This window comes from Achromobacter sp. 1014246743 (genome assembly GCF_059760725.1).
The window spans coordinates 15,417-30,674 of sequence record NZ_JCBANA010000021.1 but is presented as its reverse complement, the minus strand read 5'-3'; the positions used below and the strand labels follow the sequence as shown (position 1 = coordinate 30,674).

Annotated in this window: 13 protein-coding genes; 7 read left to right on the top strand and 6 right to left on the bottom strand. The window is 68.5% G+C overall.

Translation table 11 applies throughout. The annotated features are described in order from the left end of the window. Nucleotides 1-74 precede the first annotated feature (74 nt). The 3 genes from AC6LJ2_RS11090 to AC6LJ2_RS11080 form a co-directional block, all read right to left on the bottom strand. On the bottom strand, nt 75-3,185 hold the full coding sequence (locus AC6LJ2_RS11090) for a c-type cytochrome (RefSeq protein WP_498151364.1): 3,111 nt from the start codon (nt 3,183-3,185) through the stop codon (nt 75-77). Then, nucleotides 3,182-3,721 (bottom strand): (2Fe-2S)-binding protein, encoded by a 540-nt coding sequence (locus AC6LJ2_RS11085; protein WP_498151363.1) that lies wholly within the window; start codon nt 3,719-3,721, stop codon nt 3,182-3,184. The genes AC6LJ2_RS11090 and AC6LJ2_RS11085 overlap by 4 nt, the downstream gene beginning before the upstream one ends. 83 nt (nt 3,722-3,804) lie before the next feature. Beyond that, nucleotides 3,805-4,962 carry an FAD-dependent monooxygenase gene (locus tag AC6LJ2_RS11080; protein ID WP_263915150.1) on the bottom strand — a complete coding sequence of 386 codons (1,158 nt, stop codon included), beginning with the start codon at nt 4,960-4,962 and terminating at the stop codon, nt 3,805-3,807. Between the two features lie 245 nt (nt 4,963-5,207). On the opposite strand from AC6LJ2_RS11080, the gene AC6LJ2_RS11075 reads away from it, so the two are divergent. From AC6LJ2_RS11075 to AC6LJ2_RS11060, 4 genes are all read left to right on the top strand, one after another. After that, nucleotides 5,208-6,035 carry an alpha/beta fold hydrolase gene (locus AC6LJ2_RS11075; RefSeq protein ID WP_498151362.1) on the top strand — a complete coding sequence of 276 codons (828 nt, stop codon included), beginning with the start codon at nt 5,208-5,210 and terminating at the stop codon, nt 6,033-6,035. 43 nt (nt 6,036-6,078) lie between these two features. Then, nucleotides 6,079-7,152: a 2,5-dihydroxypyridine 5,6-dioxygenase NicX family protein gene (locus AC6LJ2_RS11070; RefSeq protein WP_263915148.1), complete on the top strand. Its 1,074-nt coding sequence runs from the start codon at nt 6,079-6,081 to the stop codon at nt 7,150-7,152. Then, a complete protein-coding gene (locus AC6LJ2_RS11065; protein WP_263915147.1) occupies nt 7,149-7,814 on the top strand; it encodes an isochorismatase family protein in 666 nt (221 codons plus the stop codon). Before AC6LJ2_RS11070 ends, AC6LJ2_RS11065 begins: the two co-directional genes overlap by 4 nt. Nucleotides 7,815-7,877: 63 nt before the next feature. Further along, nucleotides 7,878-10,151 carry a xanthine dehydrogenase family protein molybdopterin-binding subunit gene (locus AC6LJ2_RS11060; protein WP_498151361.1) on the top strand — a complete coding sequence of 758 codons (2,274 nt, stop codon included), beginning with the start codon at nt 7,878-7,880 and terminating at the stop codon, nt 10,149-10,151. Nucleotides 10,152-10,193: 42 nt separating this feature from the next. Here the strand turns inward: AC6LJ2_RS11060 and AC6LJ2_RS11055 are convergent, their stop codons facing one another. Then, entirely contained in the window at nt 10,194-11,168 is a 975-nt protein-coding gene (locus AC6LJ2_RS11055) for an alpha/beta fold hydrolase (RefSeq protein WP_498151360.1), read from the bottom strand. A gap of 107 nt (nt 11,169-11,275) precedes the next feature. On the opposite strand from AC6LJ2_RS11055, the gene AC6LJ2_RS11050 reads away from it, so the two are divergent. After that, nucleotides 11,276-11,680: a MerR family transcriptional regulator gene (locus AC6LJ2_RS11050; RefSeq protein ID WP_263915144.1), complete on the top strand. Its 405-nt coding sequence runs from the start codon at nt 11,276-11,278 to the stop codon at nt 11,678-11,680. Between the two features lie 54 nt (nt 11,681-11,734). Here the strand turns inward: AC6LJ2_RS11050 and AC6LJ2_RS11045 are convergent, their stop codons facing one another. Next, entirely contained in the window at nt 11,735-12,598 is an 864-nt protein-coding gene (locus AC6LJ2_RS11045; RefSeq protein WP_263915143.1) for a LysR family transcriptional regulator, read from the bottom strand. A gap of 154 nt (nt 12,599-12,752) precedes the next feature. Between AC6LJ2_RS11045 and AC6LJ2_RS11040 the strand changes: the two genes are divergently transcribed. After that, nucleotides 12,753-13,751, top strand: coding sequence for a zinc-binding dehydrogenase (locus AC6LJ2_RS11040; RefSeq protein ID WP_263915142.1), 999 nt, complete (start codon nt 12,753-12,755; stop codon nt 13,749-13,751). A 120-nt stretch (nt 13,752-13,871) separates the two neighbouring features. After that, nucleotides 13,872-14,234 (top strand): hypothetical protein, encoded by a 363-nt coding sequence (locus tag AC6LJ2_RS11035; protein ID WP_263915141.1) that lies wholly within the window; start codon nt 13,872-13,874, stop codon nt 14,232-14,234. A gap of 59 nt (nt 14,235-14,293) precedes the next feature. Here the strand turns inward: AC6LJ2_RS11035 and lhpI are convergent, their stop codons facing one another. Further along, nucleotides 14,294-15,244 carry a bifunctional Delta(1)-pyrroline-2-carboxylate/Delta(1)-piperideine-2-carboxylate reductase gene (gene lhpI / locus AC6LJ2_RS11030; protein ID WP_445657738.1) on the bottom strand — a complete coding sequence of 317 codons (951 nt, stop codon included), beginning with the start codon at nt 15,242-15,244 and terminating at the stop codon, nt 14,294-14,296. Nucleotides 15,245-15,258: the final 14 nt, after the last annotated feature.

Here is a 15,258-nt window from a genome sequence, read left to right as displayed (position 1 = left end):
TTCATGGCTGTGCAACATGGCCGGCGGCATGTGCACAGTGGCGGGCAGATGTGCCCTGGTGCTTCCCCTTGCTGCTACGGCGCGTGCTCGCGCAGCGTGCTAATCATCTTCAAATCCACTGGCCAGTGCTTTTCCTCCGGCGCAAATCGCTCGCGCAAATATTCGATCAAGTCCGCCACCTGCCGATCGTCCAGGCTGTCCTTGAAGCCGGGCATGTAGCCAAGCTCGTCGTTGGCGGGTGCCTGGATGCCGTGCAGGATCACCTGGATCAGGTTGTCGGGCGTGGCGGCATGCAGATTGGTGTTCAGGCCCAGCAGCGGCTTGGCGCCGAACAGCGTGGGACCGCTGCCTGCCTCGTGGCAGGCGGCGCAGGCATTCTGGTAGAGGCGTTCGCCCTTGACGTTGCGCACCTGGCCGGACAGCTCCGCAAAGCGCGCCGGCTGCGGCGCAGCCTGGGCCGTGACCACGGCGGGCCCGGACGCGGGGAAGGGTTGCGGTGCGGGAGCGGGCTGGGGTGGCGCCTGCATGGTGGCTGCCTGCGTCGGGGCGCGGGTTGCCACTGCTTGCTCCGGCGCATTCGAGGTGGCCGGCCCGGGCAGGTCCATCAAGTACGTCGCGATCGCCCGCACATCGCTCTCGGGCAACTGCGCCAACCCGTGGATCACGGGCGCCATCGGGCCCGCGGCCACGCCATGGCGGGGTGAATAGCCCGTGCGCAGATATTGGGTCAGGCCTTCGCGGGTCCAGGGCAGCTTGCCGTCGGCCAGCCGGTTCAGCGGCGGCGCGGTCCAGCCTTCGGCTTCGCCGCCGGCCAGGTAATCCAGGCCGCCCTTTTCCGCCCCCAGCGCGTTGCGCGGCGAATGGCAGGCGGCACAATGGCCGGCGCCCTGCACCAGGTAGGCGCCGCGGTTCCATTCAAAGCTGTAGTCGGGATCGGGGGTATACGGCGCGGCGTCGTGGAACAGCAGGTTCCAGCCGGCGATCATCGGGCGCAGGTTGTACGGAAACGCCAGCCGCGTCTCGGGCGGCGTGGATGCCACCGCCGGCTGCGACATCAGGTAGCCATACAACGCCTGCATATCGGCGTCGGTGAGCTTGGCGAAAGCCGTGTACGGAAACGCGGGGTACAACTGGCGACCATCCTGGTGGATGCCCTGCCGCATGGCGCGATCAAAGGCCGCAAATGACCAGCGTCCGATGCCGGTGTCATGGTCCGGCGTGATATTGGTGGAATACACCGTGCCGAAGGGCGTTTCCAGCGCAAAGCCACCGGCGTTGGGCGCGCCGCCCGGCGCCGTATGGCAGACCACGCAATCGCCAGCCGCCGCCACCAGCCGGCCGCGCGCGATGGCCTGCGGGGAATACAGCGACACATCCGGCCCTGCCGTCAGCGGCAACGCCGGCTTGGCCGGCCACGCCATGACGGCCAGGCCCGCCAACCCGGCCGCTGCGGCCGTGGCCCAGCCCCAGCTGCGGCGCCAAAGCTTGCCCGCGGGCGCGGTCTCGCGTCCGGCCAGCGCCAGGCGCAGTTGCTCGGACCGGAACGGCGCCTGCCGCAGGCGCACACCGGTGGCATCCTGGATGGCATTGGCAATGGCGGCCGCGGCGGGCAACGTCATCACGCCATCCAGCGCCAGACGCCCCTGCGTCAATGGGCCCACCGTGTTGGCGTCAAGGCCGGTCAGGTCGTTGCGCGCCTCGCGGGCGGTCAGCGCGTGGGTTGCCGACGCGGCCGGGTCTGGCGCCGACGCTGCCGCAGCCCCCCAATCGTCAAAGGCTGCGGGTGCAGCCAGCAGCCGCCGCGCGTCTTGCAGGCATTGCGGCGCTTGATGCGTGATCTCTCGTTGCACCGGCGCGCCCTGCGCCGCTTGCAGATGCCGGCTGTCGTGGCCGGCCACCACGCGGGTCACTTCGATATGGCCGGTCTGCGGCTGCACGGCCACTTCGGCCACCCAGGCGCTCCACACCATCTGGTCGGCGCCCGAGTCATCCACGCCCTGCGCCGCGGCGGTGGCGAAGCCGCGTCCCCACAAGCGGCCGTCGGCCCCCTGGGCCATGCCGCCGCCGATGACCGACGCCTGCTCGGCCACCTGCATGGCCAGATCGCGGCCCGGGCCTTCCGGCAGTTGCTGCAGCCGCCACGCCAGCGGGTCCACGCCCTGCGCCAGCGCCTGCTCGTGCCACAGGCTTTCCTGTGCGAACACCTGCGCGGCATTCAGGTCGTGCACCCCGGCGTGCACGGGTGCCGAAGCCGACCGGGGCGACTGCACGGCGAAATCGGTGCGTACCGTGGCCTGCGCGCTGGCCGAGGCGATGCTCGGCTGGCTCAGCAGGCGGGCCAGGCTGGGGCGCACGGCCCACGGCGCGTTCGCCACGAAACCCTGGTGTGCCGGTTGCCCACGCGGCATGTCCGGCGCGGCGACGGCGCCGCGCGCCGCATCGGTCGGCATTGCCGGGGCAACGTCTGCGGCGTCACTGTTCGTGGGATCGATGACGGTCGCTGGCGCAGCCGCCTGCACCATCCGCAACGCGAGTTCCCCGCCCGCGACGGCAACACACGCGACGCTCACCGGCCGGCCAATGGCCTGTGACAGCAGCGCCGCGTCCGCGGCGGCATCCAGCACGCTCAACGGATGCGGGGGCTGGCTGTCGGCGGCAGCCGCATCGTCTTGCCATACGGTCAGGCCGATGGCGGCTTCGGGACACTGCAGCAACTGGGCCAGTTCGCGCCGAACCTGACGCTGCACGTCCGGCGAGCAGGCCGGCAGCCATGCGCCCACGTGACCGTTCAGGCACCAGACGGCGACGCGCGCAACGGGATGATTGTCATCGGCCGGCATACTCCAGCGATACGCATCCGCGTCGACGTCGCCCGCCGGGGCATGATTGGCCGGATTTCTGTCGGCGGCAACCCAGACCGGATTCAAGCCGGCCGCCGCCTGGCGTGCCTGCAACGGCGACGCGGCGATCACGCCGGCAAAGTGCCCCTGGTGCACCACCGCCACCACGCCCGCCATTTTCCTGGCACCCGCCAGATCGATGCTGGCCAGGCCGCGCCCGCGATAACGCGCACCGTCCCAGGCCGCATCGGGGGCACGCAGGGCCAGGCCATGCAGCGTGTCGGGCGGCAACGTGGCGGGCAGGCCACCCACCGACGTCATCGAGGCGTGCAAGGGCTGATTCATGCCGCCCCGCCCGAGGTGCCGGCCAGCGCGGCCTTGGCCGCTTCCGCCTTCAATTGCACGGCCCGCCATGCGGCCTGCATGATTTCCACATGCGTGCCGCAGCGGCACAGGTTGTGGTGCAGCTCGCTGCGCACGTCCGCTTCGGACGGTTGCGGATTGCGACGCAGCAACGCTTCCACCGTCATGATCATGCCGTTCAGGCAGTAACCGCACTGCGCCGCCTGGCATTCGATGAAAGCCTGCTGGGTGGGGCCGGGCTGTTCACGCGTGCCCAGGCCTTCCAGCGTGGTCACTTGTCGCCCCTGCGCGGCCCGCACCGGAATCACGCAGGAACGCGCCGCCACCCCGTCGATCAATACCGTGCAGGCGCCGCATTCACCCAGGCCGCAGCCGTACTTGGGTCCATTCAATTCCAGGTCGTTGCGCAACACGTGCAGCAGCGCCGTGTCGGGCGCGGCCGGCACTTCGCAGGCGCGGCCGTTGACCCGCAGGCGGATCGGGGACACGGCTCGGTCGGAATTGGCGGGGGTTCCCATGGCGTGGCAGGTCTTCAGGATGGCGGTGGGCGGCGGCTGCGCGGTTCGGGGAAAAACCCGTTTTCCTCGAACCCGTAAAAATATCAGGCCACGGCCTTGGCTGCCGGGTCAACCAGCGGCACCGAAAACACGTCGTAGCCGAAGCACCAAGACGGGTCTTCGTTGGTGCGCAGCCACGTATTGTCGTGCGAGATGCGCTGCACCTTGCTGGCGCGCTCGGCGCGGTTGGCCTCGTACAACGCGAAGGCCAGCTCGTGGTTGTGCACGCCCACCTCCTGGAAGCACCGCGCCAGCATGGCGCCGTCTTCGATGGCCATGGCCGCCCCTTGCGCCATGTGCGGCTTCATCGGGTGGCAGGCATCGCCCAGCAGCACCAGGCGGCCGCGGCTCCAGAGCGGCAGCGGATCGCGTTCCAGCAGCGACCACTTGGTCACTTCCACGGTGGAATCGATCAGCGCCTGCACCGTCGGGTGCCAGCCCCGGAAGGCCTCGCGCATTTCTTCCTTGCTGCTGGCCAGCCAGCGGTCGTTCAAGTCCCAGTGCTCGACCGGCACGCCCGTCACGTAATAGAGCTCGTCGCGTTTGCTGGTGACGAAGTAGACCATCATGTGGCGGTCGTCGCTCCACCATTTCACGCAGTCGTCGAACGGCAGCATGCCGGCCTTGACCTGCGGGGTCGGGAACACCGCGCGATGTGCCAGGTAGCCCGCGTACTTGGGCAACTCCGGCCCCAGCAGCGCTTCGCGAATGCACGAATTCACGCCATCGGCGCCGATGACGATGTCGGCCTCTTCCGAGGTGCCGTCCGCGAAGTGCATCACCACGACGTCACCGCGGTCCTCAACCCGAGTCAGCTGTTTGCCATAGGCCATCACGCTGGACGGCAGCGCATCGATCAACAGCGCATGGAAGTCACCGCGGTGCACGGTGAGATACGAGGCACCGTAGTGCTTGACCGCGTAGTCCCCCAAGGGAATCTGCGCCAGCACGTCGCCCGTTTCCCAGTGACGGCTGTACCAGTAATCCGGATGCGAGCCCTGCGCATTCAGCGCGTCTTCGACGCCGATGCGGCGCAGGATCTTCATGACGTTGGGGCCCACGTGGATGCCGGCCCCCAGGCGCGAAAAGCCCGGCGCCTGCTCATAGACGCGAACGTTCAGGCCTTGCTGGAGCAGCAGCGACGCGGTGGCCGCGCCGCCAAGGCCGGCGCCGACGACAGCGATTCGAGGGAATTTGGACACGGATATCTCCTTGTAGCGTTTTGAAAATTAGCCCGTACACGCTTTAATTTTCGGGTCAGGCAGAGAACCAGGTTAATCGTGCCCACATAGTGTTTACCCTTCCAAATTTGCACCAATAAAGGGCGAATTAGGTGAAAACCATGATGAAACTCATGTTGGCGATTCGATTCGATGCCTGCAAGAATAGAGCGTATACGCTGTTTTTCAATTAATCGAAAACCCTAGCCCGCTTACCGAGGCCTTCCATGAATCCGCCCACCAGCACCTATCTCTACGGCGCCCACGTCCACGCCAACGGCATCCGCCAGCACTATCTGCGCTACGGCGGCGAACGCGCGGGCCGCGACGCGGTCATCGTCATTCCCGGCATCACCAGCCCCGCCGCCACCTGGGGCTTCGTCGCCGAACGCCTGGGCCGCCAGTTCGACACCTATGTACTGGACGTGCGCGGCCGGGGGTTGTCCTCATCCGGCCCCGACCTCGACTACGGCCTGGACGCGCAGGCGGCCGACGTGGTCGCACTGGCCGACGCCCTGGGCCTGGCGCGCTATGCGCTGGTCGGCCATTCCATGGGCGGGCGCATCGCGGTGCGCGCCGCCAGCCAGGCGCCGCAGGGGCTGACGCGCCTGGTCATCGTCGACCCGCCGGTATCCGGCCCCGGCCGGCGCGCCTACCCCGCCAACCTGGCCTGGTACGTGGATTCCATCCGCCAGGCCACGCACGGCATGAGCGCCGAGGACATGCGCGCGTTCTGCCCCACCTGGACCGACGAACAGCGCGCCCTGCGGGCCCAATGGCTGCACACCTGCTTCGAACCGGCCATCGTCCAGAGCTTCGAAGACTTCGGCCGCGACGACATCCACGCCAACCTGCCCGGCGTCACGGTGCCACTGCTGCTCATGACCGCCGAGCGCGGCGGCGTGGTCGGCGACGATGACGTGGCCGAATGGCAGGAACTGGCGCCGCAGACCCGGCACGTCCGGGTGCCCGATGCCGGCCACATGATTCCCTGGGACAACGAAGCGGGCTTTCATGCCGCCCTGGGCGACTTCCTGGGCGCCAAGGTGGCCTGACGCCGCACCGCCCCCCATTTCTTCGCGACCCAAGGAGCCCGCCATGTCCGTCAGCGATACCGACCTGATCCACGCCTGGAAGCAGGTACTGTCCCTTTCCCGGCTCGAGCCCGGCCAGATCGTCACCGTGCTGACCGGCGCGGACACGCACCCGCAGACCCTGCGCTGCGCCATCGCCGCCGCCAGCGACATGCAGGCCCGCGTCAACCGGCTCGACCTGCCGCCCGTCAACGCCGAGAAGTCGCTCAGCCGCGACTCGCTGGCCTACCTGGGCACCACGCCACTGACCGGCAACCCGGCCGCCATCGCCGCACTCAAGGCCAGCGACCTGGTGCTGGACCTGATGACGCTGCTGTTCTCGCCCGAACAGCATGAAATCCTGCAGACCGGCACCAGGATCCTGCTGGCCATCGAACCGCCGGAAGTGCTGTGCCGGCTGGTGCCCACCGAGGCGGACCGGGCCCGGGTGCAGGCCGCTGCCAAGCAGATCGAAGCAGCCAGCCAGATGCGCATCACGTCCCGCGCCGGCACCGACCTGGTGTGCCGCCTGGGCAGCTTTCCGGCGATCAGCGAATACGGCTTTGTCGACCAGCCTGGCCGCTGGGACCACTGGCCCAGCGGCTTCGTGCTGACCTGGCCCGACGAAGGCGCGAGCCAGGGCCGCGTCGTGCTCGACCGCGGCGACATCCTGCTGCCCATGAAGGACTACGTCACCGACCCCATCACGCTCACCATCGAAAACGGCTACGTGGTCCGCATCGAAGGCGGCCTGCAGGCCGACCTGCTCAAGGAATACATGGCGTCCTACGAGGACCCCGAGGCCTATGCGGTCTCGCACATCGGCTGGGGCCTGCAACCCCGCGCGCACTGGTCGATGCTGGCCCACTACAACAAAGAGACCCACATCGGCATGGACGCGCGCGCCTTCGAAGGCAACTTCCTGTGGTCCATGGGCCCCAACAACGAGGCCGGCGGCCACCGCACCACCGCCTGCCATATCGACATCCCGATGCGCCATTGCAGTGTCGCGCTCGATGGCCGCCCCGTCGTCATCGACGGCGTCGTCCAGGACGAAGCCGGCCTCGCGCGCGCCGCCCGCCGCAAGGAAACCCTATGACCTCCTCGACCCAGACCATCCCCGCCGACGGCGTAGCCGGTGACATCTCGGCCTATGCCCGCCAGGGCTTCGGCACGCCGTTGCCGCTGAAGGCGCCCTTCGGGCTGCTTATCATTGACTTCGTCAACGGGTTTGCCGACCCCGCCGTATTCGGTGGCGGCAACATTGCCCCGGCCATCGCCCAGACCCGCCACCTGCTGGCCCACGCACGCGAACAAGGCTGGCCGGTGGCACACAGCCGCATCGTGTTTTCGGATGACGACGCCGACAGCAACATCTTCTGCCTGAAAGTGCCCGGCATGCTCACGCTCAAGGAAGACAGCCCCCACAGCGCCATCGTGCCCGAGCTGACGCCTGCCGCCGGCGAATACGTGGTGCGCAAGAGCACGCCTTCCGCGTTCTTCGGCACCATGCTGGCGCCGTGGCTGGCCCAGCGCGGCGTGCAGACCCTGCTGGTCGCCGGCTGCGTCACGAGCGGCTGCGTCCGCGCCAGCGTGGTCGACGCCATGCAGTCCGGATTCCGGCCGCTGGTCGTGTCCGACTGCTGCGGCGACCGCGCCCTGGGCCCGCACGAAAGCAATCTGTTCGACATGGCGCAGAAATACGCCGCGGTCATGCCGCTGGCCCAGGCCCTGGCCGACACGCGCGCCGTGGCGGGTTGACCCCGATTCTGGCGCCCGCAATTGTCGGCATAATCAGCCCCTGGCCCGGAACGTCGCCGCCCCATGAACCTGCCCCAGCCCCACGCGCTGCACGCCGCCTTGCTCGACCATCCCGAGGCATTGCTGGTCGTGCGCCAGCCCTCGGCCCCGCCCAAGCCCGCCCCCGGGCAACCGGGGACGGCCTCCGACTACGTCCAGGCCACGCCCGAGATCTTCGTGGCCCTGGTCGCCCAGGAAGCGCCGCCGGGCTGGCGCGCCGCCGCCTTCAACGGCCATGTGGACCTGGGCACGGGCATACGCACGTCGCTGGCCCAGATCGTGGCCGAAGAACTGGAGGTGCCGCTTGAGCAACTGGATATGGTGCTGGGGCACACCAGCGCCGTCCCCAATCAGGGCCCGACCATCGCCAGCGCCAGCATCCAGATATCCGCCGTGCCGCTGCGCCGCGCCGCGGCCCAGGCGCGTGAACATCTGCTGACGCGCGCGGCCAGGCATTGGGGCGTCAGCGCCGATGTGCTGCGCGTGCGCGACGGCGTCGTGCACTTCGCGAACGGCAACGACCCGCGCACGCTGCCCTACGGCGCATTGCTGCGCGGCCAGCACGTCCGGCTGGAACTGGCCGCGCCCGACCAGCCCGTCAAGCTCAAACCCGCCGCCGAATACCGCCTCGTCGGCCAGGGGGCTGCCCGCGTGGACATCCCCGCCAAGGCCACCGGCGAACTCAGCTTCGTGCACGACGTGCGCGTGCCGGGCATGCGCCACGGCCGGGTCATCCGCCCGCCACATCCGGGCCGCGACGCGGGCGACTTCATCGGCCATTGCCTCATCGACGTAGACCGCGACTCGGTCGCCCACCTGCCCGGCCACGTCTACGTGGTGGTGCAGGGCGATTTTGTCGGCGTGGTGGCCGACCGCGAAGAACAGGCCATCGCTGCCATGCGTGCGCTGAAGGTCCGTTGGCACCCCGTGCCGCCCGCCCCCGACCTGAGCGACCTGTCACGGGCCATCCGCGCCAACCCGGCCCGCGCCCGCGTGCTGATCGACGACGCGGGCCTGGACGACGCCTGTGCCGGCGCGGCCCGGCATCTTCAACGCACCTACGTCTGGCCGTACCAGATGCATGCGTCCATCGGCCCGTCGTGCGCCGTGGCCGACTGCCGCGAGGGCCGGCTGACGGTCTGGGCCGGCACCCAGAACCCGCACATGCTGCGTACCGACCTGGACCGCCTGGTGAAACTGGGCGAAGGCAACATCGATATCGTCCGCCTGGAAGCCGCCGGCTGCTACGGCCGCAACTGCGCCGACGACGTCTGCGCGGACGCGGCCCTGCTGGCCATCGCAACGGGCACGCCGGTACGCGTGCAACTGACCCGCGAACAGGAACACCAGTGGGAACCCAAGGGCACGGGCCAGCTCATGGACGTGACCGCCGCCATCGATGCCGATGGCAATCTGCTCACCTACGATTTCGGCGTGCGCTACCCGTCCAACGACGCCCCGCTGCTCGCGCTGCTGCTGACCGGCGGCGTGTCCGGCGAACCGCGCACCCTGGAAATGGGCGACCGCACCGCCGCCCCGCCCTACCGCTACGCGCATCGGCGCATCGTCTGCCACGACATGGCGCCGATCATGCGCGCGTCCTGGCTGCGCGGCGTGTCCGCGCTGCCGAACTCGTTTGCGCACGACGGCATGATTGACGAACTGGCCCACGCGGCTGGCGAAGATCCCGTCGACTACCGCACCCGCCACCTGGACGACCGCCGCGCCGTCGAGCTCATCGAGGCCACCGCCGCCCGCGCCGGCTGGCGCCGCCTGTCGCCCGGCAGCCGCGGCCAGCCTGGCGCCGACGGCTTGCTGCATGGCCGCGGCGTGGCCTACGCCCGCTATGTACACAGCAAGTTTCCCGGCTTCGGCGCCGCCTGGGCCGCCTGGGTCATCGACCTCAGCGTGCACCCCGACAGCGGCCGCATCCGCATCGACCGTCTCGTCGTCGGCCAGGACACCGGCATGGTGGTCAACCCCGCCGGCGTGCGCCACCAGATCCACGGCAACATCAACCAGACGCTCAGCCGGTGCCTGCTGGAAAAGGTCGATTTCAACGACGCCGGCGTGGCCAGCCGCGAATGGGGCGGCTATCCGATCATCGGTTTCAAGGACCTGCCGCCCATCGACGTGCTGCTGATGCCGCGCCAGGACGAGCCGCCGATGGGCGCCGGCGAATCCGCCTCGGTCCCGGGGCCCGCCGCCATCGCCAACGCGCTGTTCGACGCCACCGGCCGGCGCTTCTATGCCGCCCCCTTCACGCCCGACGCCGTGCGCGCCGTGCTCACCGCGTGAGACGACGATGCGCGACAGATGGGCGGCCGGCGGCTGCCGGGCTCAGCGCCGGATCGCATCCTCGATGAACGCAGCCAGATCGCCGTTGAAGCGATCCGGCTCTTCGAGAAACGGCGCATGGCCCGCGCCGTCGTACACGATGCCGCGCAGCCGCCGATTCAGGTGCTTGGCGCGTTCCATCGACGGCCCGGCCTGCACCAGCGCGTCACGCGCGCCATAGACCAATAGCAGCGGCTTGCGCATTTCTCCCAACCCCTCCCGGGCAGCGATCGACATCGACGGCACGGCGGCCACCATCTCGGACGATGCCAGCGCTGCGTTGGCGAGCAGGCGCTGAAACGTAACCGCCTCGGGCTCGGTCTGGAAGCACAGCGCCAGGAAGGCCCGCTCGGCGTCCAGCTGCGTCCTCAAGTCGGTCGACGCCAGGTCGCGATACACGTCGGGATGGGGCGCGATCTGCGTCGGCGCCAGCTCGATCACGCCCCCGACATAGACGGCGCCAGCAATACGCCCGTCGCCGTAGGCGGCCAGGTAATTCGTCACGACGGCCGCGCCCAACGACCAACCCACCAGCACCGGATCGCGCGCCCCCGATGCGGCCATCACCGCTGCCAGGTCGTCTGCCCAGCGGCGGCCATCGGTATAGGCCTCTGCCGCCACGGGCTTGCCCGATAAGCCGTGGCCGCGCAGGTCATACGTGATCAGGCGGTAGCGCTGCAGCCGCGCACTGGCCACCTGGGCATCCCAGCTGAGGCGACTGCCCAGCAAGCCGTGGACGAAGATCACGGGCGGACCGTCGGGGTTGCCGGATTCCTGCACCGCCAGCGTGACGCCGTCGGGTGCGGTGACGCGGTACTGCCTGCTCAGGGCGGGCGACGTCGCGACGGCGGGCTTGGCTTCGGCCTGCGTCGGCGCCGCATGGGCGCCGGCCGGCGCCAGGCCGGCCGCCGCGGCGACGGTCAAGGCCAATGCCGCCAGCGTGGGACGCAAACCATGAAATGAGGGGTGATGCAGCATCAAGGCTGACTCCTGGATTCCGTAAGGGGTTTCCAGTCTCGACCCTCACACCAGTGTTAGAGTCAAGCCACCTATTGCCACGTCGGGCGTCGCCCGCCCTGCCCGCCATGAAGTCCAAGCCAGCCCCCCAGCCAGACGCGACGTCACCGGCGATGTCGATCGGTGCGCTTGCCCGAGCGACCGGCGCCAGCCTGCGCTCGATCCGTCACTATGACGACCACGGCCTGCTGGCCTCGGCCCGCGCCGACAACGGCTATCGCACCTTTTCGGCCGTCGCGGTGACGCAGGTACGGCAGATCCAGCGCCTGATCGCCACCGGCTTCAGCCTGGCCGAGATCCGCGGCTTTCCAGATTGCATGCGCATGATCGACGGGGCCGCCGCCTGCTCCGAAACCTCGGCCGCCCAGCGCCAGCGCCTCGCGTCGGTCGAACGACAGATCGCCGAACTTGAACGGCGCCGCGCACGCCTGCGGCAAATGTTGGCAGAAGGCGCGTCGACGGCGCCAAAGTAGCCCTGGCCGCACGGCGATCCACAAGCCGTCCAAGGCGACGACCCGCCCGGCCGGTCACGCCTGCAAACGCGGCTCCTGCTGCACGCACGCCACCAGGAAATCCATCACCGCCTTGACCGACGGCGAACGCCGCAGGTCCGGGTAGACGGTCAGCCAGATATCGCGCACCGGCGCCGCGCGGTCCACCGGCAGGCGCCGCAAGGCCGCATCGTCGTCGCCCACGATCGTCGGCAACACCACCGCCCCCACGCCGGCCCGGGCCGCCATCTGCTGCGCCGTCAGGTCGCTGGCCGTGAACACCACCGGCCGGTGCCGACGGATCTGGTGCAGCCAGGCCTGCTGCGGCAGATGGTCGACGCTTTCGTCATAGGCAATGAAGCGCCACTGTTCGGGCGGCAGCTCGCTCATCGCCGCGTTGGCGTACAGGCCGAATCGCACCGCGCCGATGCGCCGGCGCATCAACGCCGCCGCCTCGGGCCGCACCGTACGCAGGGCGATATCGGCCTCGCCCCGATCCAGCGCCACCAGCGACAGCGATGGCAGCAGCACGACATTGAGCTTGGGGTACGGCTCGCGCAGCGCGGCCATGCGCGGTGCAATGCAATGACTGGCCAGCGACGGCGGCGCACTCACCTTGACCGTGCCGGCCACCTCGATGGACGCCACGCGCGCCAACTGCCCGATGCCATGGCCGATGTCCTGCATGCCGCTGGCCAGCCGGGCCAGCGCCAGGCCATCCTCGGTCAATGGCCGGCTGCGAGGCAGGCGGTCCACCAGGCGCAGGCCCAGCGACTTTTCCAGCGCATCGATGCGCCGCCCGACCGTCGCATGCTCGACCTGCAATTCGCGGGCCGCCGCCGACAGCGAACCGGTGCGCGCCAGCACGGTGAAGCAATACAGGTCTTGCCAATCGAACATCGGGTTGTTTTCGAACGGATAAGGTGAATTATTGGGGAATTTTCTAACCTTTCTGGCCCTTTTACCATGCGGTCAGTCCAGATTCTTCCCCGACTTCTCACAGCCGGTGCTTGCCCACCGCGACCCGACAGGCAACCTCAGGATCTTCTCAGCCATGAAAGCCCTCTTCATCGAAAGCTACGGCGGCCCCGACGTGGTGCAACTGCGCACCGACCTGCCCAGGCCCGCCGCCGCCCCCGGCCACGTCCTGGTCAAGGTTGCCTACGCCGGCATCAATTTCATGGACGTGCACACGCGCCAGGGCAAATACGCCACGTCCGTCACCTACCCCGTGCGCCTGCCCTGCACCTTGGGCATGGAAGGCGCAGGCGAGGTCGTCCAGGTCGCTGCGGACGTCACGCACCTGGCCCCGGGCGACCGCGTGGCCTGGTGCATCGCCTGGGGCAGCTATGCCGAATACGCCAGCGTGCCGGTGTCCAAAGTCGCCAAAATTCCCGATGCCATTCCTTTCGACCTGGCCGCCGCAGCGATCTTCCAGGGGGCCACCGCCCATTACCTGGTCGAAGACATCGCCCGGCTCCAACCCGGCAGCAGCTGCCTCATCCACGCCGCCTCGGGCAGCATCGGCCAACTGCTGGTGCAGATGGCCAAACGCCGCGGCGCCACGGTCTTCGTCACGGGCAGCACCGCGCAAAAATGCGCCATCGCCCTGCAACGCGGCGCCGACCACGCCTTGCCGTATGACAACGGCGGCTTTGCCGACCGCATCCGCGAGGCCACCGGCGGCCAGGGCGTCGACGTCGTATTCGACTCGGTGGGCAGGGCCACCTTGCGCCACAGCCTGCGCGCCTGCCGCGCTCGCGGCCTGGTCATCAACTACGGCAACGTCTCGGGCTCGGTCACCGACCTGGACCCCATCGAACTCGGCGAAGCCGGCTCGCTCTTCCTGACCCGTCCGCGCCTGGCCGACCACTTGCAGGACGGCGCCACCGTGCAGCGCCGTGCAGACGCCGTCTTCGGCGCCATTCTGGAAGGCTCGCTGCGCATCGACATCGAAGGCCGCTACGCCATGGACGATGTGCAACGGATCCATGCGCGGATCGAATCGCGCCAGCAGATCGGCAAGGCGGTCATGCGGATCGGCGCAGATTAGGCTACAACTGCGCGAACAAGGCGCCTGCCCCTGCCGGCGCTGCATTCCTGCTCCCGACGGACCATGCCGTTTTCAAGCCAGCTTCTCGCAATTGCCCTCAGCGTCATGGCGTCTTCGGCCATGGCAGAAACGCCGTCGCCGGCTTCCGGTGCGCAAGCGCCTATCCGGATCCTTGCCCCGTCCGCGCCCTGCGACGTCACAACGGCCAGGCGCAGCGGCAAGGTCGAGGAAATCTACTGGACCAACGGCCCCTACCACGCACGCGTCAACACCGACGAGGTCGACCACTACGTCGACCTGGACGTGGTCATCAAGACGACCGGCTATCGGCCCGGGGACTGCATCGAAGCCACCATCCAGGCCAGCGATGGCCAGGATGTCGCCACGCAAGCCAGGGACATCGTGCTGCGCGGCCGGGTGAACGAAATCGGCTACGTCTTTTTCAAAGCGCCGATGCGCCGCTACACGGTGATCTTGAGATAACGGCCACCGCCACCGTCAACCTTCTGCGCCCGCGCCGCGAGCGCAGGGATCCGTGCGATTCAGGATTCTGACTGCGTGGCGCTCTCGTACACCAGAATCGCCGCGGCCAGATCCTCCAGCGCGGTACCGACGGCTTTGAAGACCGTGCGGCCCGATGAATCCCCGCGGCCTGCAATTCTCCCGTTGGCCAGATCCGCCAAATCTCCGGCGATATCGTCCCGAGAAAAGACACCCCGCGACATCGGACCGAGCAGCTCACCACTCTTTTGCAGCGCCTCTTGCGTATCGACGAACAGGCGCGCATGGCTGAAGCACGCATCGTCAGCTTCTCGCATCTGTGGCGTGAAACTGCCGATGAGATCAAGGTGGCTGCATGCACGCAGCGCCGAGCCCTGGATGAGCGGTTCGGTGGCGAGCGTCGCGCAACTGACAATATCGGCCTCACGAACCGCACCGGCCAGATCAGGCGCAACGCTTGCGTCAATGTCCTGGGCTCGCAGCGTTTCGGCAAGGGCTCTGGCCGCCTGGACATTCCGGTCCCATACCTGGACCTTCTCGATAGGCCGGACCGCTCGATACGCTTCGGGAATGAGGCTACCCACGCGCCCGCAGCCGACCACCAGCAAATGGCTTGCCGTCGCCGGAGCCAGGTAGGACGCGGCGAGCGCGGACGCTGCGGCGGTGCGACGCGATGTGATTTCGTTGCCGTCAATCAGGGCCAGCGGCTCCCCCGTCCTGGCGTCATAGAGAACATAGGTTGAGTACAGGCCAGGCAGGCCGCGGGCGGCATTGGCGGGATAGATGTTGACGGTCTTGATTCCCAAATACCGGTCACGCTGCCACGCCGGCATGATCAGCACCGTCATGGGAGACGCCTCGGGCGTCTCGTGCAGGGCGTGCACATGCCGCAAGGGCACCTCGCATCCAGAGATGAACATGGCTTCGAGCGCCGGAATGAGACGCTCGAAAGGCAGCGCCCGCTGCGTATCCGCAGCATTGATGATTTTCATGACTAGTCCTTTTC

What these genes read in the sequence shown, in the direction of transcription:
- lhpI (WP_445657738.1), bottom strand. Translation starts at nt 15,244, where the DNA reads ATGAAAATCATCAATGCTGCGGATACGCAGCGGGCGCTGCCTTTCGAG.
- AC6LJ2_RS11040 (WP_263915142.1), top strand. Translation starts at nt 12,753, where the DNA reads ATGAAAGCCCTCTTCATCGAAAGCTACGGCGGCCCCGACGTGGTGCAA.
- AC6LJ2_RS11075 (WP_498151362.1), top strand. Translation starts at nt 5,208, where the DNA reads ATGAATCCGCCCACCAGCACCTATCTCTACGGCGCCCACGTCCACGCC.
- AC6LJ2_RS11090 (WP_498151364.1), bottom strand. Translation starts at nt 3,185, where the DNA reads ATGAATCAGCCCTTGCACGCCTCGATGACGTCGGTGGGTGGCCTGCCC.
- AC6LJ2_RS11065 (WP_263915147.1), top strand. Translation starts at nt 7,149, where the DNA reads ATGACCTCCTCGACCCAGACCATCCCCGCCGACGGCGTAGCCGGTGAC.
- AC6LJ2_RS11085 (WP_498151363.1), bottom strand. Translation starts at nt 3,721, where the DNA reads ATGGGAACCCCCGCCAATTCCGACCGAGCCGTGTCCCCGATCCGCCTG.
- AC6LJ2_RS11050 (WP_263915144.1), top strand. Translation starts at nt 11,276, where the DNA reads ATGAAGTCCAAGCCAGCCCCCCAGCCAGACGCGACGTCACCGGCGATG.
- AC6LJ2_RS11055 (WP_498151360.1), bottom strand. Translation starts at nt 11,168, where the DNA reads ATGCTGCATCACCCCTCATTTCATGGTTTGCGTCCCACGCTGGCGGCA.
- AC6LJ2_RS11070 (WP_263915148.1), top strand. Translation starts at nt 6,079, where the DNA reads ATGTCCGTCAGCGATACCGACCTGATCCACGCCTGGAAGCAGGTACTG.
- AC6LJ2_RS11060 (WP_498151361.1), top strand. Translation starts at nt 7,878, where the DNA reads ATGAACCTGCCCCAGCCCCACGCGCTGCACGCCGCCTTGCTCGACCAT.
- AC6LJ2_RS11045 (WP_263915143.1), bottom strand. Translation starts at nt 12,598, where the DNA reads ATGTTCGATTGGCAAGACCTGTATTGCTTCACCGTGCTGGCGCGCACC.
- AC6LJ2_RS11035 (WP_263915141.1), top strand. Translation starts at nt 13,872, where the DNA reads ATGGCAGAAACGCCGTCGCCGGCTTCCGGTGCGCAAGCGCCTATCCGG.